Below are 22,175 nucleotides of genomic sequence, written 5' to 3' on the forward strand. Positions count from 1 at the left end.
CATTCCGCGCGGGGCGGCGAGACTCCCGGACATGGCCGACGAACCGCCGCTGCCACGGACCCGGGTGGTGCTGGGCGAAGCCGCCGCCCGCCGCGGCCCCGCCGACCCGGCCCGCACCGACCTCACCGAGGGCACCCCGATCGGCGACGCCCTGGTCAAAGGGCTGATCCGGGCCCAGCTGGCGCTCGCGCTGCGGCTGTCGCTGGTGGTGGCGGCCGGGCTCGGCGCGCTGCCGCTGCTGTTCGCCGCGGCGCCGGCGGTGGGCGGGCTCAAGGTGTTCGGGATGAACCTGCCGTGGCTACTGCTCGGTGTGCTCGCCTTCCCGTTCCTGGTCCTGGTCGGTGCGGCCTACGTGCACTGGGCCGAACGCAACGAGCAGGACTTCACCGCGGTCATCCGGCGGCCCGAGAGGTGAACCCGTACCTGGTCCCCGGCCTGGTCCTGGTCGTGCTGATCACCGTGGCGATCGGCGCGTACGGCCTCCGTTTCGCCCGCACCACCTCGGACTTCCTGGTCGCCTCGCGCAGTGTCAGCCCGGCCTGGAACGCCGCCGCGATCAGCGGTGAGTACCTCTCCGCCGCGTCGTTCCTGGGCGTGGCCGGGCTGGTCCTGCGGTACGGCGTCGAGGTGCTCTGGTACCCGGTCGGTTTCGCCGCCGGATACCTGGCGCTGCTGCTCTTCGTGGCCGCGCCGCTGCGCCGCTCCGGCGCGTTCACCCTGCCCGACTTCTGCGAGGTACGGCTGCGCTCCACCCGGTTGCGCCGGCTGGCCACCGCTTTCGTGCTGTTCATCGGCTGTCTCTACCTGCTGCCTCAGTTGCAGGGCGCGGGCCTGACGTTCGCCACCGTGACCGGCGGGTCGTACGTCTGGGGCGCCCTGCTGATCGGCATCGTGGTGACCGGCAACGTGGCGTTCGGCGGGATGCGCGCGATCACCTTCGTGCAGGCGTTCCAGTACTGGCTGAAGCTGACCGCGCTGGCCGTGCCGATCGTGTTCCTGATCATGCAGTGGCAGTCCGACGGCCGTCCGCCGGTGACACCGCCGGCCGGTGCGGTCTTCCCGGCCGCGACCAGCGTGGTGATCGAGCGGGACGCCGAGCTGGCCGGGATCGGTCCGGTGAGCGCGGGCGAGACGCTGCACTTCGCGGCCGGTGACCCGGTGCCCCGGGTGAGCACCGTCGACGCCAAGTTCGGCGCGGACTGGCTGCAGCCGGGCGGCGACTCCGGGCTGTTCGGGACGTACTCGCTGATCCTGGCGACGTTCCTGGGCACGATGGGGCTGCCGCACGTGCTGGTGCGGTTCTATACGAATCCGGACGGCGCGTCGGCCCGGCGCACCACGCTCGTGGTGCTGGCCATGGTCGGGCTGTTCTACCTGCTGCCGACGCTCTACGGGGTGCTCGGCCGGATCTACACGCCGCAACTGCTGATGACCGGGCGTACCGATGCCGTGGTGCTGCTGCTGCCCGAGGCTGCCCTGGGCGGCGGGCACCTGGGCCGGCTGCTCGGCGCGCTGGTCACCGCGGGGGCGCTGGCCGCCTTCCTGTCCACCTCGTCGGGGCTGCTGACCAGCGTCGCCGGGGTGATCTTCACGGACGTGCTGCGGCCCGGCCGGTCCGGTTCGGTGCGCGAATTCCGGCTGGCCACGCTGCTGGCCGCGGTCGTACCGATCACCATGTCGATGTTCGTGTCCGACATGGACGTCTCCCGGGTGGTCGGGCTGGCGTTCGCGGTCGCCGCGTCGAGCTTCTGCCCGCTGCTGGTGCTGGGCATCTGGTGGCGCGGGCTGACCGACGCCGGCGCGACCGCCGGAATACTGGTCGGTGGTGGTGCGGCAGTGCTTGCGGTGCTGGTCACGGTGCTCGGGGCGGACCTGCCGAGCGGGCTCGCCGAGTTCGTCGGCCAGCCGGCCGCCTGGACCGTGCCGCTGGCGTTCCTGGTGATGGTGGCGGTCTCCCTGCTGACCAGCCGCCGCGTCCCCGCCGACGTGAGCGCCACCATGCTGCGCCTGCACGCCCCGGAGTCCCTGCGCTCCTGAAGCACCGGCGGTTGCGGCCGCGGGCCGCATTTAAGGATCTTTAAGGTACGACCCACGTCCGCGGCCGAACTGCCCTGCGTAATGACGGTCATGAGGAGCTCACGTGCATACAAGCGGCCGGGTAGCGGACTGTTCGGGCGCAACCGCAAGGTCGTGATCGGACTGGTTGTCGCAGGCCTGGCCGGCGGTGCGCTGGCCGTCGGCACCGGGATGAGCAACGCCGCCACCAACTGCGGCGGCCTGGACCAGTCGTTGCGCGACACCCTCACCTTCATGGCCGATCAGCGGGCGCACCCCAACGCGCAGACCGACGCGATCCTGGCGAACCGGCAGGCCGTGGTCGACCTGATCAACCTGCAGCGCCGTGAGGCCGGCTGCACCACGAACATCGCCGCGCCCGCCGCGCCGACGAAGGCTCCGACCAAGGCGCCCACAAAGGCCCCCACGAAGGCGCCGACTCAGGCGCCGACCAAGGCCCCCGCGACGACCGCGCCCGCGCAGCAGGCGACGAGTGCGCCGGCCGGGGCCGCGAACGGCACCGGCGCCGGCGAGGTGGTCTGCAAGGGCTCGACCGTGACGCTGTCCGGCGAGGCCGGCGCGCCGTTCGCGTCCAGCGGGACGTTCCCGATCGGCACTCGTCTCAAGGTCACGAACCTGGACAACAACAAGAGCATCACGGTGACCGTGCAGACCACGTCGGGTAGCTGCGTTCTGCTGAACAACGCCGCATTCGAGCAGGTTCGCGAGGCGGGCAAATTCCTGATCCGCCGCGCGGTGATCGAGCGCGTGGGCTGATCGGGTCCGGGTGTTCCGCGTTCCCCCCGTTTAGCCGCGGAACACCCGTCCCTTTCGGAAACCGGAATGCACCCGGTATTTCCGTGACGCAGCAATGATCTAGCGGTGCAACCCCCGTTCCGCATCGCAAGATCATGCGTTATCGCGGGCAGATCTTGCGCCGCGCTGGGTCGGCGGAGCAAGCCGAACCGGACGCCTGTGACAAGCGCGACAACGGGCCCAGAATGTCAATTAACTGAACTAATTGTGCCGTCCGTTCTCCATTGTGGAATGGTGACGGTGTCGGCCGAACCGGCAGCCCGTTCTGCCCGGACCGTCGTATCCACCCGCCGGGCCGGTGAACAGGCTGGTCGGAGCCCGGATGCCCGGCTAGGTTGCTAAGACATGACGCTGCCGGAACAACGCACCGGCCAGATGGCCCCGGCGATGTCGGTGCGCGGGCTGGTCAAACACTTCGACACCAAGCTCGCGGTCTCCGGCGTCGACCTGGACGTCCCGGCCGGGTCCTTCTATGGCCTGCTCGGCCCGAACGGCGCCGGCAAGACCACCACCCTCTCGATGGCCGTCGGCCTGTTGCGGCCCGACGCGGGTCAGGCTTTCCTTCTCGGGTACGACGTCTGGCAGGCCCCGGTCCAGGCGAAATCCCTGGTCGGAGTGCTCCCCGAGGGCAGCCGGATGTTCGACCGGCTCAGCGGCCCGGAGCTGCTGGCCTACCAGGGCCTGTTGCGCGGGATGCCGGCCGCGACCGTCGATCAGCGCTCCCGTGACCTGCTCGACGTGCTCGAGCTCGGTGTCGACAACCGCACCCTGGTGGTCGACTACTCGGCCGGGATGAAGAAGAAGATCGGCCTGGCCTGCGCCCTGCTGCACGCGCCGCGACTGCTGGTGCTCGACGAGCCGTTCGAGGCGGTCGACCCGGTCTCGGCCGCCCTGATCCGGGACATCCTGCAGCGGTACGTCGCCGGCGGCGGCACCGTGGTCTTCTCCAGCCACGTGCTGGAGGTGGTCGAGCGGCTCTGCTCGCACGTCGCGATCATGTCGGACGGCGTACTCCGGATGCACGGCGCGCTCGACGACGTCCGCGCCGGCCGCCCGCTGCAGGACGTCTTCGTGCAGGTGGTCGGCGGCCGGGTGGCCACCGGCTCGGAGCTCGCGTGGCTATGAGGCCCTGTCTCGTGGACCCCGAGGGGCTGCGGCGTGGTCCAGCCGGCGCCTGACGGCGGCCGCGGCGAGGCCACATACAACCCCGGTATGCGACCTCGCCGCGGCCGACGTCAGCCACCACCTGGACCTCGCCTCGCTCCCGCGCGGTCCACGAGACAGGGCCTCGGCGTCTGGCCGTTCGTCAAGCTCAAGCTCCGGATCACCGCGAACGGCCTGCGCGGCCGACCGGCCCGGGTCACCCTCTTCGTGGTCGGCGCGTTCGCGGCCACCGTGCTGGCCGTGCTCGGCTACGCCGGGTTCGCCCTGCCCGGGCTGCTCGGCGACGAGCGAGCGGCCGGCATGCTGCTGCCGTTCGGCGGTGCGCTGCTGGTGCTCGGCTGGCTCTTCCTGCCGCTGCTGTTCTTCGGCGTCGACGAGTCGCTGGACCCGGCACGGTTCGCGCTGCTGCCGCTGCGCCGGCGCACCCTGATCGCCGGGCTCGGCGTCGCCGCCCTGGCCGGGTTGCCGGCCCTGGCCACCCTGACCGCCACCGCCGGGATGGTGGACACCGCGGCCCGGCTCGGCGGACCCCTGGCCGGGCTCGCCGAGGCGCTCGGGGTGACCGCCGGGCTGCTCCTGTGCGTGACCCTGAGCCGCGCGGTGACCAGCGCTTTCGCCACCGCGCTGCGGTCCCGGCGGGCACGTGACCTGGCCACCATCATGCTGGCCGTGGTGGCCGCCTCGGTCGGGCCGCTGCAGTTGCTGCTGCTCGGGCTGCTGAACCGGGCCGACTGGGACAACGTCGCGGCGATCGCGACGGTGGCCGGGTGGACACCGCTCGGCGCTCCGTACTCCATGGGTCTGGATGTGGTGGCCGGGCGGGCCTGGGCCGTACCGATCAAGCTGGTGATCGTGCTCGCCGCCGTCGGCGGCCTGGTCTGGTGGTGGAGCCGGACCCTGGAGCAGGCGATGGCCGGCACCGCGACGTCCGGCGGACGCGGACCCGCGGCCCGGGCCGACGGTCGCGGACCGGTTGATCAACTGATGTTCCGCTGGTGGCCGCGGACCCGGTTCGGCGCGCTGGTGGCCCGCGAGACGCGGTACTGGTGGCGGGAGAACCGGCGGCGGGCCGGGCTGGTCGCGCTGACCATGGCCGGGCTGTTCCTGCCGCTGACCTCGGCGCTCGGGCCGGTCACCGGGATGGCCGGCGGCATGGCGTTCCTGGTCGGCGCGATCGCGCCGGTGGCACTGTCCAACCAGTTCGGGTACGACGGCAGCGCCTACGCCACCAACCTGTCGATCGGGATACCCGGCCGCCTGGAGATCCACTCCCGGGCGGCGGCACACGCCCTGTTCACGGTCCCGCTGCTGGTGCTGGTGGCGGTGCTGGCCGGCGCCATCTCCGGGCAACCGGCCCGGATCCCGGCCCACCTGGGCACGCTGTTCGCGGTCTACGGCACCGGGCTGGCCCTGATGCTGCCGATCTCGGTACGGGCCGCCTACGCCCTGCCGGAGTCCACCGGCCCGTTCGCCGTCACGTCCGGCGGCGGCCTGGCGAAGGGCCTGCCCAGCCTGGCCGGCATGATCGGCGGTCTGCTCGGGGCGCTACCCGTCGTGCTGGCGGGCTACCTGCTCGGCACGGCGTGGACCTGGGCCGGGCTCCCGATCGGCCTGGGTTACGGAGCGGCCGCCTATCTGGTCGGCTCCGGAATAGCCGGTGATCTGCTGGATCGCCGGATGCCGGAAGTGCTCGCCGCGGTCACTCCGCGATAGCGTCAGCGCATTTTCCGCAGCCCGTCGTGGCGGACGAAAATGACCCGCCGATCGACCGCTTCACCGGACGGCCCCAGCACATATCCGTCGATCCACAGCCAGCCGTCATAGGTCCGTCGGGGATCCACCCGGATCACCCGGAACGTCAACGCCCGCTCCCCGGCGAACTGCACACTGGCCGCACCGCCGACGTGCAGCACGTCGCCCGCGCGCGGCAAATCGTCGGTCATGATGGCACCCCCGGACGAGATTACACAGAATGGGTAATCCCACGAAACCCGGAGATCGTCCACTTTCGAGGGTTAAATGGCGGCCACCATTACCGGCCGTTCCTCAGGGGCGGCCGACATTTCGAGATCCATTACGCGGGGCCGGCACCCGGTTGGCCCGGATCGTCCGCAGACCCTCCTGCCGGACGAAGATCCGCCGACGCTGCAACGCGTTGCCGGCCGGGCCGAGGACGTACCCGTCCAGCCAGATCCAGCCGTCATAGGTGACCCGGGGATCAACCCGGATGATCCGGAAGGTCAGGGCCCGGTCGCCGGAGAACTGCACACTCGCGTCGGCCCCGACGTGAACGACGTCGCCTGGCCGTAGAACCACCTGTTGAGGCATGCGCCGTCTCCCTCCCGCCAGAAGCCCCCAGAGGAAAATAGCCGCTGATCAATTAAATTCGGAAGCGACGTGCGCGATCTGTAATCGGGAGAATGATCGAATGACGATCCACTCCACCGACCCGTTCGCCGTGCCCGACAAGGACAAGTCCCCGGTACGCCGGTTCCGGGGCCGGCTGGCCGCACCGGTCACGCTCTGGACAACACCCGGACCGGCCGGGCTGACTGTCTCCTCGATCCTGGTCGCCGACGGTGATCCGGGCCGGGTGCTCGGCCTGATCGACGAGGAGAGCGACTTCTGGGACGCCGTCGCCGAGTCCCGGCGGTTCGCGGTCACCCCGCTCACCCCGGCCGACCGGCAGCTCGCCGACCGGTTCGCCGGGCTGATGCCGGCGCCGGGCGGGCTGTTCGCCACCGGTGAGTGGCAGCAGACCGCGTACGGCCCGATCCCGGCACACGCCGGCACCTGGCTGGGCTGCCGGCTGGACTCCGACCGGCCCTGCGGCTGGGCCCTGCTGACCGAGTCGATCATTGAATCGGTCCAGGTGGGCGGGGCCGCCGCACCGCTGGCGCACTTCCGGGGGAGGTACGCCGAACTGCACTGACAACCGCTCAGCGCAGTCAGACCACCACTCAGCGCAGGCACTGACCGGGGCTCCGGGCGGTACGGCTTTCCTTCGTACGGTGCCGGAAAGTCCACCCGCCGATCAAAGGTGGTGATCCCGTGCCGGCTACGCCCGAGAGATATCTCGAGGTGCAGAACTCCGAGGAATTCGGTCGACTGCGCCAAACCCTTCGCAAGTTCATCTTCCCGACGACGATCGCGTTCATCCTCTGGTACGCCCTGTACGTCCTGCTCTCCGCGTACGCGCGGGACTTCATGGCGATCAAGCTGGTCGGCAACATCAACGTCGCCCTGCTCCTCGGCCTGCTGCAGTTCGTGACGACGTTCGTGATCGCCTGGTACTACGCGCGGTTCGCCGCCCGGGAGGTCGACCCGCTCGCCGACGACATCTACAACACGATCGAGGACGGCCAGCCGACCGCCGCGGCGGATCGGGCCGCCAAGACCGACAAGACCTCCGCCAAGGCTGCTGCCGAGGCTGACAAGCCCGTCGAAGGGAGTGCGCTGTGACGCCGACCCTGCTCGCGGCCGAGTCCTCGTCCAGCACCTCACGGACGCTGACCATCACGCTCTTCCTGGTCTTCGTGGCGATCACCCTGGGCATCACGATCTGGGCGAGCCGGCAGACCAAGACGGCCACCGACTTCTACGCCGGTGGCCGCCAGTTCTCCGGGTTCCAGAACGGCATGGCGATCGGTGGCGACTACATGTCGGCCGCCTCGTTCCTCGGCATCGCCGGCCTGATCGCGCTCTACGGCTACGACGGCTTCCTCTACTCCATCGGCTTCCTGGTCGCCTGGCTGGTGGCGCTGCTGCTGGTCGCCGAGTTCCTGCGCAACTCCGGCCGGTACACGATGGCCGACGTGCTGGCGTTCCGGATGCGTCAGCGCCCGGTGCGCACCGCCGCCTCGGTCTCCACCGTCGTGGTCTCGATCTTCTACCTGATCGCCCAGATGGTCGGCGCCGGCGCGCTCGTCTCGCTGCTGCTCGGCATCACCGCGGACGAGAAGTTCCTGGGCATGGACGCGGCCACCGCCAAGGTCTTCACGATCATCCTGGTCGGCGCGCTGATGATCGTCTACGTGGTGGTCGGCGGTATGAAGGGCACCACCTACGTCCAGATCGTCAAGGCGTTCATGCTGATGACCGGCGCCCTGGTGATGACGATCCTGGTGCTCGCGCACTACAAGTTCAACCTGTCGACGCTGCTCGGTGACGCCGCCGCGCAGTCCGGCAAGGGCGCGGCCTTCCTCGAACCCGGCCTGCGGTACGGGGTCGAGACGGCCGGCGACGCCACGAAGACCTTCTACAGCAAGATGGACCTGCTGTCGCTGGGTCTCGCGCTGGTGCTCGGCACGGCCGGCCTGCCGCACATCCTGACCCGGTTCTACACCGTGCCGACCGCGCGGATCGCCCGCAAGAGCGTGCTCTGGGCGATCGGCATCATCGGCGTCTTCTACCTGTTCACCCTGGCCCTGGGCTTCGGCGCGGCGGCTCTGGTGGGCGGCAAGGCGATCACCGCGCAGGACAAGGCGGGCAACACCGCGGCGCCGCAGCTGGCACAGAAGCTCGGCATCGACTACCTGGGCGGGGACACCGGCGGCGCGGTGCTGCTGGCGATCATCGCGGCGGTCGCGTTCGCGACGATCCTGGCCGTGGTGGCCGGGCTGACCCTGGCGTCGTCGTCGAGCGCCTCGCACGACTTCTACGCCAACGTGATCAAGCGGGGCAACGCGTCCGAGCGGGACGAGGTCCGGGTCGCCCGGTTCTCCGCCCTCGGCATCGGCGCGGTCGCGATCGCTCTGTCGATCTTCGCGCAGAGCCTGAACGTGGCGTTCCTGGTGGCACTGGCGTTCGCGGTGGCGGCGTCGGCGAACCTGCCGGCGATCCTCTACAGCCTGTTCTGGCGCCGGTTCAACACCTCGGGCGCGATCTGGTCGATCTACGGCGGCCTGCTCACCGCGGTTCTGCTGGTGTTCTTCTCGCCGGTGGTGTCCGGCTCGCCCACCGCGATGTTCCCGGACCACGACTGGCACTGGTTCCCGCTGTCCAACCCGGGCCTGATCTCGATCCCGCTGGGCTTCTTCTTCGGCTGGCTGGGCACCGTGATCAGCAAGGAGACGGACGCGGAGAAGTACGCCGAGCTCGAGGTCCGGTCGCTGACCGGGCACGGGGCGCACTGAGCCATCCCGCACGCCCGGGCCGGCGTAGTCGCCACGCCGGCCCGGGCACCGGCTCATCCGGCGTCCGTTCGATGCACCGGGACCGGATCGTCGGTCCGGGAGCGGATCATCGTTGCAGGTCACCGGCGTTCCGGAAGAACTCCCACCTTCGTGCCGAACCCCCGTCCGATGTCCGGATCATTCGCGTTCCCGACCTAATCTGGTCTCATGTCTGCGACCACCTCTCCCAGCGGGAACTCCTCCGGACGGGCCACCGTCCCGCCGTCCGGGCCGGCTTCCGCCCGCCCCACCGGACGCTCCGTGCCGGCCGCCGGGCCGGCCGGGCCGGGTGGACCGAGCGGCCCTGGCGGCCCCGGTGACCGCGGACGCTCCTACAAGGGCGGCAAGGCTCGCCCGCGCTGGGGCCGGATCGCCCTGGTCGCCGGCGGCGTGGCGCTGATCCTGGCCCTGGTCGGCGGCATCTACGCGGTCAACTACGTGAACGGGATCGACAACGACCTCAAGCGCACCGACGCGTTCTCCGAGATCACCACGGACCGGCCGGCCAAGACGGTCGACGGGGCGTTCAACATCCTGCTGGTCGGCAGCGACTCGCGGGACCCGGACGCCAAGGAGGACCAGGCCAACGCGTGGCGCGCGGACTCGCTGATGATCATGCACGTGCCGGCCGACCACAAGAACGCGCAGCTCGTCTCGATCCCCCGCGACCTGTGGGTGGTCGTCCCGAGCGGCAACAACGCGCCGTGCAGCTCCGGCTCCCGCGCCAAGATCAACGCCTCGTTCGCGTTCGGCGGCCTGCCCCGCGCGGTCCGTACCGTCGAGTGCCTGACCGGTGTGCGGCTGGACCACGTCGTGGCGATCGACTTCGGCGGGTTCAAGGAGGTCACCAACGCGCTCGGCGGGGTCGACCTCAAGGTGGACCAGACCATCACGTCGATCCACAAGCCGTTCCGGGTGTTCAAGAAGGGCATGATGCACATGAACGGCGCCCAGGCGCTGGACTGGGTGCGTCAGCGCAAGCAGTTCGCCCGCGGCGACTTCGCCCGCATGCAGCACCAGCAGGAGTTCCTCAAGGCGCTGATGGACAAGGCGGCCAGCAGCGGCACCCTGACCAGCCCGGGCAAGCTCGACGACTTCCTCACCGCGGTGGCCGCGGCGGTCACCGTCGACAACGACTTCTCGCTCAAGGACATGGTGCTGCAGTTCCGCAATCTGCGCGGCGACAACCTGACGTTCCTGACCAGCCCGAACAAGGGCAGCGAGACGATCAACGGGCAGTCCGTGGTGGTCTCCGACAAGGAGAAGGCGCTGGCGCTCTTCGAGGCGATGAAGGCCGACAAGATGACCGACTGGATGGCCGCCAACCCGTCGAAAAAGTCCTGACCTCCCGGCAGGCGAGAGTTGATCTCGCCGTACCCTGAGAGCCGTGTTCGGACCTCAGGTACCCACCGTGACCCCGGAGCAGGTAGGCACCGATGCCTACCTGCTCGACGTTCGTGAGCCGGACGAGTGGACCGGGGGCCACGCCCCCGGCGCCCACCACCTGCCGATGATGGAGGTGCCGGCCCGGATGGCCGAGGTGCCGTCGGACGGCGAGGTCGTGGTGATCTGCCGGGCCGGTGGGCGCTCCGGCCAGGTGGTGGCCTATCTGATGAACCAGGGTTGGGACAACGTTCGCAACCTGGACGGCGGAATGCAGTCCTGGGCGGCCCGCGGCCGTGACATGGTCAGCGAGGACGGACAGCCGGCCCGGGTGTTGTAGCAGCTAGGCCAGAACTTTCGCGGCGGTAGAACATGAACATCAGCGATGACCATCGCCCCCTCGTCTTCGCCCACCGCGGCGGTGCGGCCGAGTTGCCCGAGCACACGCTCGGGGCGTACATGCGCGCACTCGAAGCCGGCGTCGACGGTCTCGAGTGCGACGTGCGGCTGACCAGAGACGGTCATCTGGTCTGCGTGCACGATCGGCGCCTGAACCGCACCAGCAACGGAAAGGGCTTGGTCAGCCGGCGCACCCTGGCCGAGCTCGACCAGCTCGACTACGGCTCCTGGCACCCCGGCTATCCCGCCGACGAGGAATTGCCCGAGCTGAGCCGGCTGCTCACCCTGGAGCGGCTGCTGGGCGCGGTCCGTGAGTCCGGCCGGCGGGTCCGCCTGCTGATCGAGACGAAACACCCGTCCCGGTACGGCGCCGAGGTGGAACGCCGGCTGATCCAGATGCTCCGCCGGTTCGGCCTGGCCGACCCGAAACCGGACGACCCGGTGCAGGTCACCGTGATGTCGTTCGCGGCGCTGGCACTACGCCGGGTCCGTGCCCAGGCACCATCCCTGCCCACCGTCTATCTGCTCGAGCTGGTGCCGCCCGGTGTCGGCAAGGGCAAGCTGCCGTTCGGCGCGCGGATCGCCGGTCCCGGCGTCGACCTGCTGCGCAACCGGCCCAGCCTGCTGCCGGCGATGCGGGCGGCCGGCCACCAGACGTACGTCTGGACCGTCAACGAGCCCCACGACCTGGAGCTCGTGCTCCAGCACCGGGTGGACGGCGTGATCAGCGACCGTCCCGCGTTCGTCCTGGACCGCCTGCAGCAGATGTGACCGCTGACACAGCTGCACAAAACGAGAACACCGAGGCAGACTCGCAGACATGCCGGACAGTCCCGACTACCCAGCGCTGACCCGGGGTCAGATCGCGGTCGCCGACCGCGTCAACGCCGGGGAGAGCGGCCTGCCCGTCCTTCAGCAACTGGTCCGGCTCGCCCAGGACGTGCTCGGCGCGCGCGGCGCCGGCTTCGCCGAGTACACGGACGGCCACGGCCGGATCATCGCGGCCACCGGGGTGTGCGAGCCGGCCATCGGCCGCCGGGTGAAACGTGCCGACGACCGGCTCCGCCGCGGCGGCCGCACCCTGCTGGTGCCACTGGACTCGGTGAACGACGAGTTCGCCCGGCAGATCGAGGGCGGCGACCTGCGGCACATGCTCGGCGCCCGGTGCGAGGCCGGTGACACGTTCGCCGGGTCGCTGCACGTCTACTTCGGCGACGTCGGGGAGCCCGGGCCGGAGCATCACGCCGTACTGGAATTGCTCTCCGGTCAGATCGGCCGCCTCTACGGACTCGGCCGCGGCCTGCCGGTGCATCCGGCGGCCGCGCCGGACGCGGCCGGCGCGCAGGCCGACCGCGATCTCTGGGTCGCGGTGACCAGTCACGAGCTGCGCACACCGGTCACCGTGATCAAGGGGTACGCGGACACCCTCACCAACCACTGGGAGACGCTCGGCGAGCCGGGACGCCGGGAGGCGGTCCGGGTGATCGGCAACCGGGCCGGTGAGCTGGCCCGGCTGGTCGACCGGCTGCTCTCCGCGGCCAGCGACGACGGCGTGGTGGGCACCTCCCCGGCCGGCCCGTTCGACCTGGTCGAGGCACTGCGCGAGGCGGTCGAGGAGCTGCCGGCCGACCTGCGGCGCCGGTTGAAGCTCGCGCACCTGCCGGCCGACCTGCCGAAGGCGTACGGGAACCGCGACTCGATCGCCACCATCCTCACCGAGCTCACCACGAACGCCGAGAAGTACTCCCCGCCGGAGAGCACGGTCGAGGTGTGCGCCGGGACCGACGACGACACGCTCCGCTTCCGGATCTCCGACCGCGGCGCCGGCATCGCCCCCGAGCACGTCGAGCGCGCCTTCGAGCGGTACTGGCAGGCCGAGGGCGGCGACCGGCACCACCACCCCGGCGCCGGCCTGGGCCTCTACCTGGTCCGGCGGATGGTGGAACGCCAGCACGGCTGGGTGTCGCTGCGCCCGCGCGAGGGTGGCGGAACGGTCGCTGAGGTGCGATTCCCGCGCGCCTGACACACACGGGTGGCCCGCATCACCGCTTTTCGGGTGACACCGCCTACGCTGGTCCCTCGTGAGTAAGCGTCGTAAGCCCCGCGAGTCCGCCCCCAAGACCAAGGTGCGCGACATCTTCGTCGCCCGCCCGTTCGAGGGCCTGGCCGACGAGCCCGAATGGGTCGCGCTCCGCGAACTGGTCCCGGCCGCGTCGGCAAAGCTGACCCTGACGCCGGCGATCATCGAGGAGTTCGGCGACCGCCCGGTCACCCTGTCCACGGTGCTGCCGATGGCCTGGCCGGCCATGTCGCGCCAGGACGGTGAGGTCTTCATCGGCCTGCAGCGGCACGTGCAGTCCGGTGACGTCTCCCGCGACCTCGCCGTCGCCATCCTCGCCGCGCTCGGCACCACGCCGGGCAACCCGGTGTCGGTCCCGGCGCTGCCCGGTGAGGGCGTGCGCCTGCAGGACGTGCTTGTCGACGGCCCGCTCGAGATCACCATGCACGACGGCTTCGAGTACTGGCTCGACGACGACCAGCTGCAGGACGCCAACGTCAAGGCGTCCCTGGAGCGGGCCAACGCGTCGATCTACCCGACCGTCCGGCTGGCCGCGGCGAAGGCCGCGTACTGGTGCCGGATCGCGCCGGACAAGGGACACGTCCGCTGGGTGCTGGGTGACGACGAGGACCCGGCGCTGGACGCGCTGTCCCGGCTGTCGGCCGCGGGCGAGCTGCTGCTCGGCGACGGCACCAAGTTCGCCGGCATGTTCCGCGCGCACGGACTGCTGGTGCCGGTGTGGGACATCCCGGGTGAGCCGGAGGCCGCCGATTGGGAGGCCCCGTTGGCCGATTTCGTCAAGCGCTACCAGGACACTCTGGCCATCACGGAGCCGCTGGACGCCGCGGCACGGCGGGCGAAGCAAGGGCTGATCGGGCGTCAGCTGACACTGCGCTGAGCTAGCTTGGCTCCGCTTCGCTCCGCGGGCAAAAAACGCCTTTAAGTCGTTGCCGAGGCAGCTGGTTTTCCGCCACCCGCAAACCCCGCGGGCGTCGGAAAACCAGTTGCCTCGGCAACGACGCGTTTTTTGCAAACCTGTTCACGGGTCACCCGGTAGAGACCCAGGGGTCTCGGGTGATGGGGCAGCTCATGCATCTTGGGCCGCCTCGGCCGCTGCCCAGCTCGGAGCCCTGGATGCGGACTACCTCGATGCCGGCTCGTTCCAGCTGGGTGTTGGTCTCGACGTTGCGTTCGTAGGCGACGCAGAGGCGTGGGGCGATGGCGAGGGTGTTGTTGCCGTCGTCCCACTGCTCGCGTTCCGCGGTCACCGGGTCCAGCCCGGTGTCGATGACCCGCAGGTGGTCGATGCCCATCGCCTCGGCGGCGGCCTCCAGGAACGGGCGGGGCGGGCGCACCACCACCTCGCCCTCCAGCCCCGCGGTGATCGTCCAGGCCTCCAGGGTGTCGGCGACGTACGGATACATCACCACCGCATCCGCGTCGACCATCGTGCAGACCGTGTCGAGGTGCATGGTCGCCCGCTCCTGAGCGATCGGCACGGCCAGCACGGTGTGTGCCAGCCCGGCCGCGAGCACCCGGCGGGCCAGCCGTTCGGCCCCGGCCGGGGTGGTCCGCTCACCGACCCCGATCGCGAGCACCTGGGGCGCCAGCACCAGCACGTCACCACCCTCGACGTGCTCGAGTGCCGGGTCGTAGAGCAGCTCGGTCCCGGCGAACCGCGGGTGATAGCGGTACACCGCGTGGGTGAGCGTGGTCTCCCGTCGCCTCGCGCGCATCGCCAGGCTAGTCACCGCCACCCGGTCGCGCACCCAGACCGAGGAGTCCCGGGTGAAGAGCAGGTTGGGCAGCGGGTCGATGACGAAGTCGTTGCGCTGCAGCATCTCGTAGACCAGGCTGCCGCCACCCGGTTTGACCTCCTCGTGGGCCAGACCGGCGACGAGCACCTCGGCCAGCCGGTCCGGGTCCTGATCGGCCAGGTACCCGGCGACGCCGGCCCGCAGCCCGTCACCCAGGCGGGGGTCGGCCAGCACGCCGTCGGTCAGCTCGGCCCGGGCCTCCGGTACGGCGAGCGTCTCGGCGAGCAGCCGGTCCAGGTGCAAGACCTCCACCCCGCGCGAGCGGAGCGCCTCGGCGAACTGGTCGTGCTCGTCCTGCGCGCGGCCGACCCAGGGGATGCCGTCGAAGAGCAGGGAGCCGCTGTTCCGCGGGGTGAGCCGAGCCAGCTCTTTCCCGGGGCGGTGCAGCAGGACGGTGCGCAAGCGGCTGACTTCACTGTCGACGTACACCGTGCCGACGTTAGTCCGTACCGAACGCTACCGCTCGGTGACGTTCTGACTAGATCTTGGGACGGGTATGCACCGAACGGGGGACGGCGATACGTTGTCAGAGTGCGACGAACCGCGGACTGCACGTGTCGAGATGCACCATCCGCAAGAAGCTGTTGTCGTGAATGCGGTATTCATCCATACTCCTTCCCCTTTCTTTCACTGCCGTCACCCTGTTCTGTGAACGCCTGAGCACGTACGGTAGTGAAAAAGAGAGCCAGCCCGATTGACCTTTTGCCGGAGGTCGCAGTGACTGTCTTCCCCGCCCGCCCTGCGCTGACCGCGCCGTCCAGCAACAGAGAGCTGACGCCGGTCGGCCATCCGCAGCAGTCCACGAGTCTCGAACAGCAACGCCTCACCCCGATGGAGTGGGCACGGCGCCGCCGTGCCGAGCGTGAGTCCCGCCGCATGGACGCGGCCGGAGCTCGTGCTCTGACCCGGCTCGACCGCCTCGGCGCGAGCTGGCACATCGTGGACTGGCCGCGCGCCGATCTCTCCCAGTCGTATTACGAGCCCGACCCGACCGACGACCGGGCGGGCTTCCTCGCCATCGGTCCCGGCGGGGTGTACGCGGTGACCGTCGCCGACCACGGCCGATCCCGCGTCCTGATCGCCGGTGACGTCGTCCAGATCAACGGCAAGCGCCCCGCGTACGTGGCCGAGGCCCGTCGCGACGCCCGCCGTGCCGCCAAGGCGCTCTCCGCCGCGGTCGGCCTGAACGTTCCGGTCACCCCGGTGCTGACGTTCGTCGGGTCCGGCGTGATCAGCGTCCACGGCCTGCCGAAGGACTGTCTGGTCGCCACCGACAAGCAGCTCGACCGGTTGCTCCTAGCCGGCGGGGCCCGCATCTCGGCGGCTACCGCGAGCAAACTCTCAGAGGTTGCTCACAACCCCGGTACCTGGTCGAACGCGCCGTACAAGCCGGCCGGCGACTACCGGTGGTACAGCAACGGACAGACGGCCGCTGACAAGCGGCCGACCCGCCGGTAACGTTCCTTGCGACGACGCCGATGGTGGCGCTCCGGCTGACCGGGGCGCCATCGATCGGCGCGACGGAAGCGAGGAGGAGCCGGTGGCGCATGTTGAGCTCTCCCTCTCGGGAGCGTTCGTCCCCCAAGCACGCACACCATCCGAGGCCGAATTCGTCACCGGTCTCGAGCGCTGGGCGAGCACCGTGGCGGTCGCCGACGAGGCCTGTCTGATCGTCGACGCCGGTGGCGCGATCGTGGCCGTCTCGCCGTCCTGCAGCGAGCTGCTCGGCCTGGGCAAACCGGGCGACGCACTCGGCAAGCGGCTGACCACGACGGTGCAGCTGATCGACTTCACGGCTGGCGCGGGCCCGCTCGAGGACCCGGAGGCGGACATGATTCCGCCGCTGCTCGCGGTCCGCAGCGAGCGCCTGGCCCGCGGCGTGATGCGGGTCGTGCCGGAGGCCGGGAAGCCGCCGTTGACGATCGACGCGATCTCGACGCCGCTGATGGCCGGTGACCGAGTGGCCGGTTCGATGACCTTTCTCTCCCCGGTGCACTACTGAAGTCCGGTTTGTCCATGGCGGTGTGGTGTTCAACGCATCCGACAACCATTGGGTGTTACCTATCCGTAACGTAGTCTGCCGTCATGCTCGATCTAGACCTGTTACCAGGTGAGTACGCGGTGTGCCGCCTACCGGCCGGCTCCACCCTGCCCGCGTCACTGACCACGGGTCCGGACGACAAGAGCGTCATCTCGGTGACCTGGGGCCTGGATGAGATCTCGATCATCTGCCGGTCCGAGCGGGTGCCGGACGGCGCGGAGGCCGACACGGCGTGGCGCGCGCTGCGGGTGGCCGGGCTGGACCTGACCATGACCGGGGTGCTCGCCTCGCTGGTCAGCCCGCTCGCCGAGGCTCGGGTCAACATCGTCACGTTCTCCACCTACGACACCGACTACCTCCTGGTGCCCACCGTGCGGCTGACCGAGGCGGTCAACACGCTGACCGCGGCCGGGCACCGCATCGCCGGCTGACTTTCTTCTGGCACCGGCCCGGCCGGACTCCTACCATGAGCGCGTGTCCCCCCACACACGCCACATCCCCCTGGCCGTGGGTCTGCTGCTGTTGACGGCCGCCTGCGGGGCGCCGCCGGAGCCGTTGCCCGCCAGCCCCCCGCTGTCCCCGGTCACCGCCGCGCCGGCCGCGTCCGCTTCCGCGTTCCTGCCGCCGCCGGTCATCGCGACCCAGCCCACCGCCGCCGTGCCGACCGTCTACCCGACAGTGGATCCGGCCTATCCGACGATCGCGCCGCCCGCATTCCCCTATCCCACCTATCCGCCGACTACCGGGACCACCACCGCGCCGCTCACCAAGTCGCCGACGCCCACGCCGGCGCACGCGGCCAAGTGCGTCGGTCAGCCGACCAAGGCGGAGATCCTCGCGCTGCTCAAGCTCAAGGGTGGTGACGCCATCCCGGACAAGGCGCTGAAGGTGCAGAGCGGCCCGTACTGCACCGCCAACTGGTCGTTCACCACGGTCGAGATCGCCGGGCAGGACGCGGACAGCCTGGAGCCGCTGATGGTCGTCGCCACCGGCAAGGGCGCCACGCTGGACATGGTGGCGGCCGGCACGGACGTCTGCAATCCGCAGGTGCAGGCGTCCGCCCCGGCCGGGATCCGGGTGCTGGCCTGCGGCTTCTGAAGGTTCGAGCCATAGACTGACGACATGCCCGGAACGCCGCCCACCCGCTTCAGCTACCTCGGCCCGGAAGGCACCTTCACCGAGGCGGCCCTGCGCACCATCCCGGCCGCCGAGCACGGGCTGCGTAGCCCGGCCCGCAGCGTGCCGGAGGCCCTCGAGGCGGTCCGTTCCGGTGAGGCCGACGCCGCCCTGGTCCCGTTGGAGAACTCGGTGGGTGGCGCCATCCCGGTCACCCTCGACGAGCTGGTCACCGGCAGCCCGCTGATGATCACGCGGGAGGTGCTGCTGCCTGTCGAGTTCGTGCTCGCCGCCGACGCGCTGAAGCCGCTGGCCGCCCTGCGCACCGTCGCGGCGCACCCGCAGGCCTCCGCGCAGTGCCGGCGCTGGCTGCAGGCGAACGTGCCGGACGCCGTGGTGATCGACGTGCTCTCCAACGCCGCCGCGGCGATCAGCGCGGCCGCCGGGGAGTTCGACGCGGCTCTCTGCGCCCCGATCGGCGTCCCGCGCAACCGGCTCACCGTGCTCGCCGAGAAGGTGGCCGACCGGGCCGAGGCGGTCACCCGGTTCGCGCTCGTCGCCCGGCCCGCGGCCCCGCCGCCCCCGACCGGCGACGACGTCACCTCGCTGGCCGTGTCGATCCGGCACGACCAGGTCGGCGCGCTGCTCGCGGTCCTCACCGAGCTCGCGGTCCGCGGCATCAACCTGTCCCGGATCGAGTCCCGTCCCACCGGCGAGCAGCTCGGCACGTATTTCTTCTTCCTGGAGTGCACCGGCCACGTCGCCGAGGCCCGCCTCGGCGAGGCCTTGCAGGGCCTGCGCCGGATCTGCGCCGAGGTCCGCTTCCTGGGCAGCTACGCCCGCCACCGCCTGCAGCCGGAACCCCCGGTCCAGCCGCCGGCCGGCCTCTCCGACGCCGACTTCGCCGACTCCGCCGCCTGGCTGGCCCGCCTCCGCACCGGCAATTAACCCTTTCGGTACGAATACCGAGCGCTCGTCCGCAGGCTACGAGCCACGTCCCGCCCATGAGGCCGACGCGACGCCGCGGCCCACCCCGGACCGAAGCGCGCCAGCAGGTTGTCGGCTGGTCCTCAGGGGTGTCTCCGCGGCGCGGAGACACCCCTGAGAGCCAGCCAAGGTCTGGAGCCGCGCCGCGGCCCGGCCACCCGCGATCCTGGGCGGGTGAAGTTCGGGCGCGGAGCGCCCGAGGGTCAGGCCCAGCCCAGCTCGTGCAGGCGCTGGTCGTCGATGCCGAAGTGGTGGGCGATCTCGTGGACCACGGTGATCGCGACCTCGTCGATCACGTCCGCCTCCGACTCGCAGGTGCGCAGCGTGGGCAGGCGATAGATGGTGATCCGGTCGGGCAGGGTCCCGGCGTAGTCCCAGCCGCGGTCGGTGAGCGCGGTGCCCTCGTAGAGCCCGAGCAGGTCGTCGCTGCCGTCCGCCGGGGTGTCCTCGACCAGGAACACCACGTTGTTCATCAGAGAGAGCAGCTCGACGGGGACCTCGTCGAGGGCCTCACCGACGAGCTCTTCGAAACGTTCCCGATCCATGTCCACCGGCACACCCCACATAGTGCCCTGTCCAGCTGTATTGATCCTGAACCGCCGGTGCGGACCGCACACGGCCGCACCGGCGTACTCAACAGGGAATCAGACCAGCTTCGCCGAGAGGCTGATCGCCGCGCCCGGGCTCAACAGCCGCGAGATCGGGCAGTTCTCCTTGGCGCCCTCGGCGATCTTCTGGAACGTGGCGTCGTCGATGCCGGGAACGTCACCGACGGTCTCCAGCTCGATCCGGGAGACGCCGAAGCCGGCGTCGGTCTTGTCCAGGTGCACCTTGGCGACGGTCTCCACCGAGCTGGGCGTGAAGCCCGCGTCGGCGAGGCCCTTCGAGAAGGCCATCGAGAAGCAACCGGAGTGGGCAGCCGCGATCAGCTCCTCCGGGTTGGTTCCCTCACCCTCCTCGAAGCGCGACTTGAAGGAGTAGTTCCCCTGCAGGCCACCCTTACCAGTCTTTACCGTGCCGGAACCCTCGGTGAGGTTCCCTTCCCAGCGGGCCGTAGCAGAACGAATAGGCATGAACAGAACGCTAGCCCATCGGCGAGCGGGTGGAAGGCCGACGCTGCAGGGCTCATCATGGATCCCATGCCGGAAATGGTGTCCGAGACAGTGGTCGAATTCGGTCCGCCGGAGTCCGAGCCTCGTCGGGGACGGGCTGCGGGCTTCCTCCGCGAGCTCGGTACCGACCGCAGGCTCGCTCCGCTGGTGGCGGTGCTGGGCGGGATCGCGGCGTTCGCCTCGCTGGTCTCCGAGTGGCAGGTGACCTCGGTCGACAGCCTGCTGCTCTCCGGCGACGACGTGGGCGCCAGCAAGATGCTGCCGACCGACCTGTTCGACCTGGGCGGAATCGCCGCGGCGTACCTGGGTGGCCTGTTCCTGGTCGTGGTCGCCCTGGTCCTGACGATCTTCGGCCCGGCGCCCGGGCGGCGCTACGCCCGGCTGGCCGGCCTGGCCTCCGGCGGGGTGCTGGCCGCGCTGCTGCTCGCCCTGGTCCACCTGCTGAACGACCAGAGCCGGCTGATCTCCCGGTTCTACACGATCCAGTTGGAGGCCGGGCACATGGACGTCCGGTACGGCCGGGGGCTGTGGTGCGCGCTGGCCGGGGTGGGTGCGGCGCTGATCGCGCTCTGGCTCTCCGGGCGTGACGACGAGGCCTCCGAGGCGCCCCGCTGGCAGCGAACAGCACCGGTCGACACCGACGATGACGCCCCGCTGGAGTTGAGCATCGCGCCGACCGCGCCGTTCGCCTCGTACGCCGCCGACCTCGACCGACCGCACCAATCCGGATGACCGGGGATATCCGGGTGATGACCGGACCGGGCCGCCGGTAGGCTCGACAACCGTGATTGACCTGCGTCTGCTTCGCGAAGATCCGGAACTGATCCGCGCCAGCCAGCGGCTGCGTGGCGAGTCCACCGAGTTGGTGGACTCACTGCTGCGTGCCGACGAAGAGCGGCGGGCCGCCACCCAGCGGTTCGAGGCGCTCCGGGCGGAGCAGAAGTCCATCGGCAAGGGGGTCGCCAAAGCCTCCGGCGACGAGCGTGCCGCCCTGCTGGCCCGCACCAAGGACCTCGCGCAGGAGGTGAAAGCGGCCGAGGCCGCCAACAACGAGGCCGACCAGGCCCTGCGTGCCGCGCACCTGGCGGTGCCGAACGTGGTGCAGGGCGCCCCGCCCGGCGGCGAGGACGACTTCATCGTGCTGCGCACGGTCGGCGACCTGCCCGAGATCGAGAAGCCGCTCGACCACCTGGAGATCGGTGAGGCGCTGCGCGCGATCGACACCGAGCGCGGCGCGAAGGTGTCCGGTTCGCGGTTCTACTTCCTGACCGGTGTCGGTGCGCTGCTCCAGCTCGGCATGCTCCAGCTGGCGATCCAGCAGGCCGTGGAGCACGGCTTCACCCCGACGATCACGCCGACCCTGGTCCGCCCGGAGTCCATGGAGGGCACCGGCTATCTCGGCGCGCACGCCAGCGAGGTCTACCACCTGCCGGCCGACGACCTCTACCTGGTCGGCACGTCCGAGGTCGCGCTCGCGGCGTACCACTCCAACGAGATCATCGACCTGAGCAACGGGCCGGCCCGGTTCGCCGGTTGGTCGTCGTGTTACCGGCGCGAGGCCGGCTCGCACGGCAAGGACGTCCGCGGCATCCTGCGGGTCCACCAGTTCGACAAGGTGGAGATGTTCTCGTTCTGCAAGCCGGAGGACGCGACCGAGGAGCACCAGCGCCTGCTCGCGATGGAGGAGGAGATGCTGGCCAAGGTCGAGATCCCGTACCGGGTGATCGACGTGGCGGCCGGCGACCTCGGCACCAGCGCGGTCCGTAAGTTCGACTGCGAGGCCTGGGTGCCGTCGCAGAGCCGGTACCGCGAGGTCACCTCGACGTCGAACACCACCACGTTCCAGGCCCGCCGGCTCAACGTGCGGTACCGCGACGAGGACGGCAAGCCGCAGACCGCGGCGACGCTGAACGGCACCCTCGCCACCACCCGCTGGCTGATTCCGATCCTGGAGAACCACCAGCTGCCGGACGGCTCGGTACGCGTCCCGAAGGCGCTGCAGCCGTTCCTCGGTGGCCGGGAGATCCTCGAACCCAGCCGCTAACGATCTCG

24 protein-coding genes and 1 pseudogene are annotated in these 22,175 nt (G+C 70.4%); 20 read left to right on the top strand and 5 right to left on the bottom strand.

The genetic code is table 11. The features are described from left to right. Positions 1–31: 31 nt before the first annotated feature. From Apa02nite_RS12970 to Apa02nite_RS12990, 5 genes are all read left to right on the top strand, one after another. Positions 32–415, top strand: coding sequence for a DUF485 domain-containing protein (locus Apa02nite_RS12970; RefSeq protein ID WP_067690411.1), 384 nt, complete (start codon positions 32–34; stop codon positions 413–415). Next, on the top strand, positions 412–2,037 hold the full coding sequence (locus Apa02nite_RS12975) for a sodium/solute symporter (RefSeq protein ID WP_203825249.1): 1,626 nt from the start codon (positions 412–414) through the stop codon (positions 2,035–2,037). Before Apa02nite_RS12970 ends, Apa02nite_RS12975 begins: the two co-directional genes overlap by 4 nt. A gap of 90 nt (positions 2,038–2,127) precedes the next feature. Then, entirely contained in the window at positions 2,128–2,832 is a 705-nt protein-coding gene (locus Apa02nite_RS12980) for an SCO2207 family protein (protein WP_203825250.1), read from the top strand. Between the two features lie 384 nt (positions 2,833–3,216). Then, complete coding sequence (locus tag Apa02nite_RS12985) at positions 3,217–3,996, top strand: ABC transporter ATP-binding protein (protein WP_067690407.1); 780 nt, start codon at positions 3,217–3,219, stop codon at positions 3,994–3,996. 87 nt (positions 3,997–4,083) lie between these two features. After that, positions 4,084–5,748, top strand: coding sequence for an ABC transporter permease (locus Apa02nite_RS12990; protein WP_239164286.1), 1,665 nt, complete (start codon positions 4,084–4,086; stop codon positions 5,746–5,748). Positions 5,749–5,750: 2 nt separating this feature from the next. On the opposite strand, the gene Apa02nite_RS12995 is transcribed toward Apa02nite_RS12990, so the two are convergent. Both Apa02nite_RS12995 and Apa02nite_RS13000 read right to left on the bottom strand, forming a co-directional pair. Further along, positions 5,751–5,978 (bottom strand): hypothetical protein, encoded by a 228-nt coding sequence (locus Apa02nite_RS12995; protein ID WP_203825251.1) that lies wholly within the window; start codon positions 5,976–5,978, stop codon positions 5,751–5,753. Between the two features lie 103 nt (positions 5,979–6,081). After that, complete coding sequence (locus tag Apa02nite_RS13000) at positions 6,082–6,363, bottom strand: hypothetical protein (protein ID WP_198170793.1); 282 nt, start codon at positions 6,361–6,363, stop codon at positions 6,082–6,084. A gap of 100 nt (positions 6,364–6,463) precedes the next feature. Here Apa02nite_RS13000 and Apa02nite_RS13005 point away from each other — a divergent pair, with 100 nt between their 5' ends. The 8 genes and pseudogenes from Apa02nite_RS13005 to Apa02nite_RS13040 all read left to right on the top strand — a co-directional run bounded on the left by Apa02nite_RS13005 (position 6,464) and on the right by Apa02nite_RS13040 (position 13,948). Next, the gene (locus tag Apa02nite_RS13005) at positions 6,464–6,967 is read left to right on the top strand and encodes a flavin reductase family protein (protein ID WP_203825252.1); all 504 of its coding nucleotides are present in this window, start codon (positions 6,464–6,466) and stop codon (positions 6,965–6,967) included. 119 nt (positions 6,968–7,086) lie between these two features. Further along, positions 7,087–7,377 (top strand): annotated as a pseudogene (locus Apa02nite_RS13010) (DUF485 domain-containing protein); the annotation flags it as partial. A 116-nt stretch (positions 7,378–7,493) separates the two neighbouring features. Next, the gene (locus tag Apa02nite_RS13015) at positions 7,494–9,170 is read left to right on the top strand and encodes a monocarboxylic acid transporter (protein WP_067690390.1); all 1,677 of its coding nucleotides are present in this window, start codon (positions 7,494–7,496) and stop codon (positions 9,168–9,170) included. Positions 9,171–9,377: 207 nt separating this feature from the next. After that, positions 9,378–10,553: an LCP family protein gene (locus tag Apa02nite_RS13020; RefSeq protein WP_067690387.1), complete on the top strand. Its 1,176-nt coding sequence runs from the start codon at positions 9,378–9,380 to the stop codon at positions 10,551–10,553. Between the two features lie 43 nt (positions 10,554–10,596). Then, positions 10,597–10,932: a rhodanese-like domain-containing protein gene (locus Apa02nite_RS13025; protein ID WP_203825253.1), complete on the top strand. Its 336-nt coding sequence runs from the start codon at positions 10,597–10,599 to the stop codon at positions 10,930–10,932. A gap of 32 nt (positions 10,933–10,964) precedes the next feature. Then, positions 10,965–11,762, top strand: a complete 798-nt coding sequence (locus Apa02nite_RS13030) for a glycerophosphodiester phosphodiesterase (RefSeq protein ID WP_067690377.1) — start codon at positions 10,965–10,967, stop codon at positions 11,760–11,762. 49 nt (positions 11,763–11,811) lie between these two features. Beyond that, the gene (locus tag Apa02nite_RS13035) at positions 11,812–13,014 is read left to right on the top strand and encodes a sensor histidine kinase (RefSeq protein WP_067690374.1); all 1,203 of its coding nucleotides are present in this window, start codon (positions 11,812–11,814) and stop codon (positions 13,012–13,014) included. Between the two features lie 58 nt (positions 13,015–13,072). Next, positions 13,073–13,948, top strand: a complete 876-nt coding sequence (locus Apa02nite_RS13040; RefSeq protein WP_067690371.1) for a DUF5926 family protein — start codon at positions 13,073–13,075, stop codon at positions 13,946–13,948. Positions 13,949–14,096: 148 nt separating this feature from the next. Here the strand turns inward: Apa02nite_RS13040 and Apa02nite_RS13045 are convergent, their stop codons facing one another. Next, entirely contained in the window at positions 14,097–15,296 is a 1,200-nt protein-coding gene (locus Apa02nite_RS13045; RefSeq protein WP_203825254.1) for an arginine deiminase, read from the bottom strand. A gap of 288 nt (positions 15,297–15,584) precedes the next feature. Between Apa02nite_RS13045 and Apa02nite_RS13050 the strand changes: the two genes are divergently transcribed. The 5 genes from Apa02nite_RS13050 to pheA all read left to right on the top strand — a co-directional run bounded on the left by Apa02nite_RS13050 (position 15,585) and on the right by pheA (position 18,972). Then, positions 15,585–16,325 carry a hypothetical protein gene (locus Apa02nite_RS13050; protein ID WP_067690366.1) on the top strand — a complete coding sequence of 247 codons (741 nt, stop codon included), beginning with the start codon at positions 15,585–15,587 and terminating at the stop codon, positions 16,323–16,325. A gap of 82 nt (positions 16,326–16,407) precedes the next feature. Then, positions 16,408–16,869 (top strand): hypothetical protein, encoded by a 462-nt coding sequence (locus Apa02nite_RS13055; RefSeq protein WP_203825255.1) that lies wholly within the window; start codon positions 16,408–16,410, stop codon positions 16,867–16,869. A gap of 83 nt (positions 16,870–16,952) precedes the next feature. Further along, entirely contained in the window at positions 16,953–17,339 is a 387-nt protein-coding gene (locus tag Apa02nite_RS13060) for an ACT domain-containing protein (RefSeq protein WP_067690361.1), read from the top strand. Between the two features lie 43 nt (positions 17,340–17,382). Then, positions 17,383–18,006, top strand: a complete 624-nt coding sequence (locus Apa02nite_RS13065) for a hypothetical protein (protein ID WP_203825256.1) — start codon at positions 17,383–17,385, stop codon at positions 18,004–18,006. 24 nt (positions 18,007–18,030) lie between these two features. Continuing rightward, positions 18,031–18,972 (top strand): prephenate dehydratase, encoded by a 942-nt coding sequence (gene pheA / locus Apa02nite_RS13070; RefSeq protein ID WP_203825257.1) that lies wholly within the window; start codon positions 18,031–18,033, stop codon positions 18,970–18,972. Positions 18,973–19,214: 242 nt separating this feature from the next. Here pheA and Apa02nite_RS13075 read toward each other — a convergent pair whose 3' ends face one another. Both Apa02nite_RS13075 and Apa02nite_RS13080 read right to left on the bottom strand, forming a co-directional pair. Continuing rightward, positions 19,215–19,562: a metallopeptidase family protein gene (locus tag Apa02nite_RS13075; RefSeq protein ID WP_198170792.1), complete on the bottom strand. Its 348-nt coding sequence runs from the start codon at positions 19,560–19,562 to the stop codon at positions 19,215–19,217. Positions 19,563–19,655: 93 nt separating this feature from the next. Beyond that, positions 19,656–20,084 (bottom strand): OsmC family protein, encoded by a 429-nt coding sequence (locus Apa02nite_RS13080; protein ID WP_067690352.1) that lies wholly within the window; start codon positions 20,082–20,084, stop codon positions 19,656–19,658. A 66-nt stretch (positions 20,085–20,150) separates the two neighbouring features. Here Apa02nite_RS13080 and Apa02nite_RS13085 point away from each other — a divergent pair, with 66 nt between their 5' ends. Further along, entirely contained in the window at positions 20,151–20,855 is a 705-nt protein-coding gene (locus Apa02nite_RS13085) for a hypothetical protein (RefSeq protein WP_203825258.1), read from the top strand. A gap of 52 nt (positions 20,856–20,907) precedes the next feature. Further along, positions 20,908–22,167, top strand: a complete 1,260-nt coding sequence (serS, locus tag Apa02nite_RS13090; protein WP_203825259.1) for a serine--tRNA ligase — start codon at positions 20,908–20,910, stop codon at positions 22,165–22,167. Positions 22,168–22,175 lie beyond the last annotated feature (8 nt).

This window comes from Actinoplanes palleronii, from assembly GCF_016862315.1.
In the GTDB taxonomy this organism is placed as follows: domain Bacteria; phylum Actinomycetota; class Actinomycetes; order Mycobacteriales; family Micromonosporaceae; genus Actinoplanes; species Actinoplanes palleronii.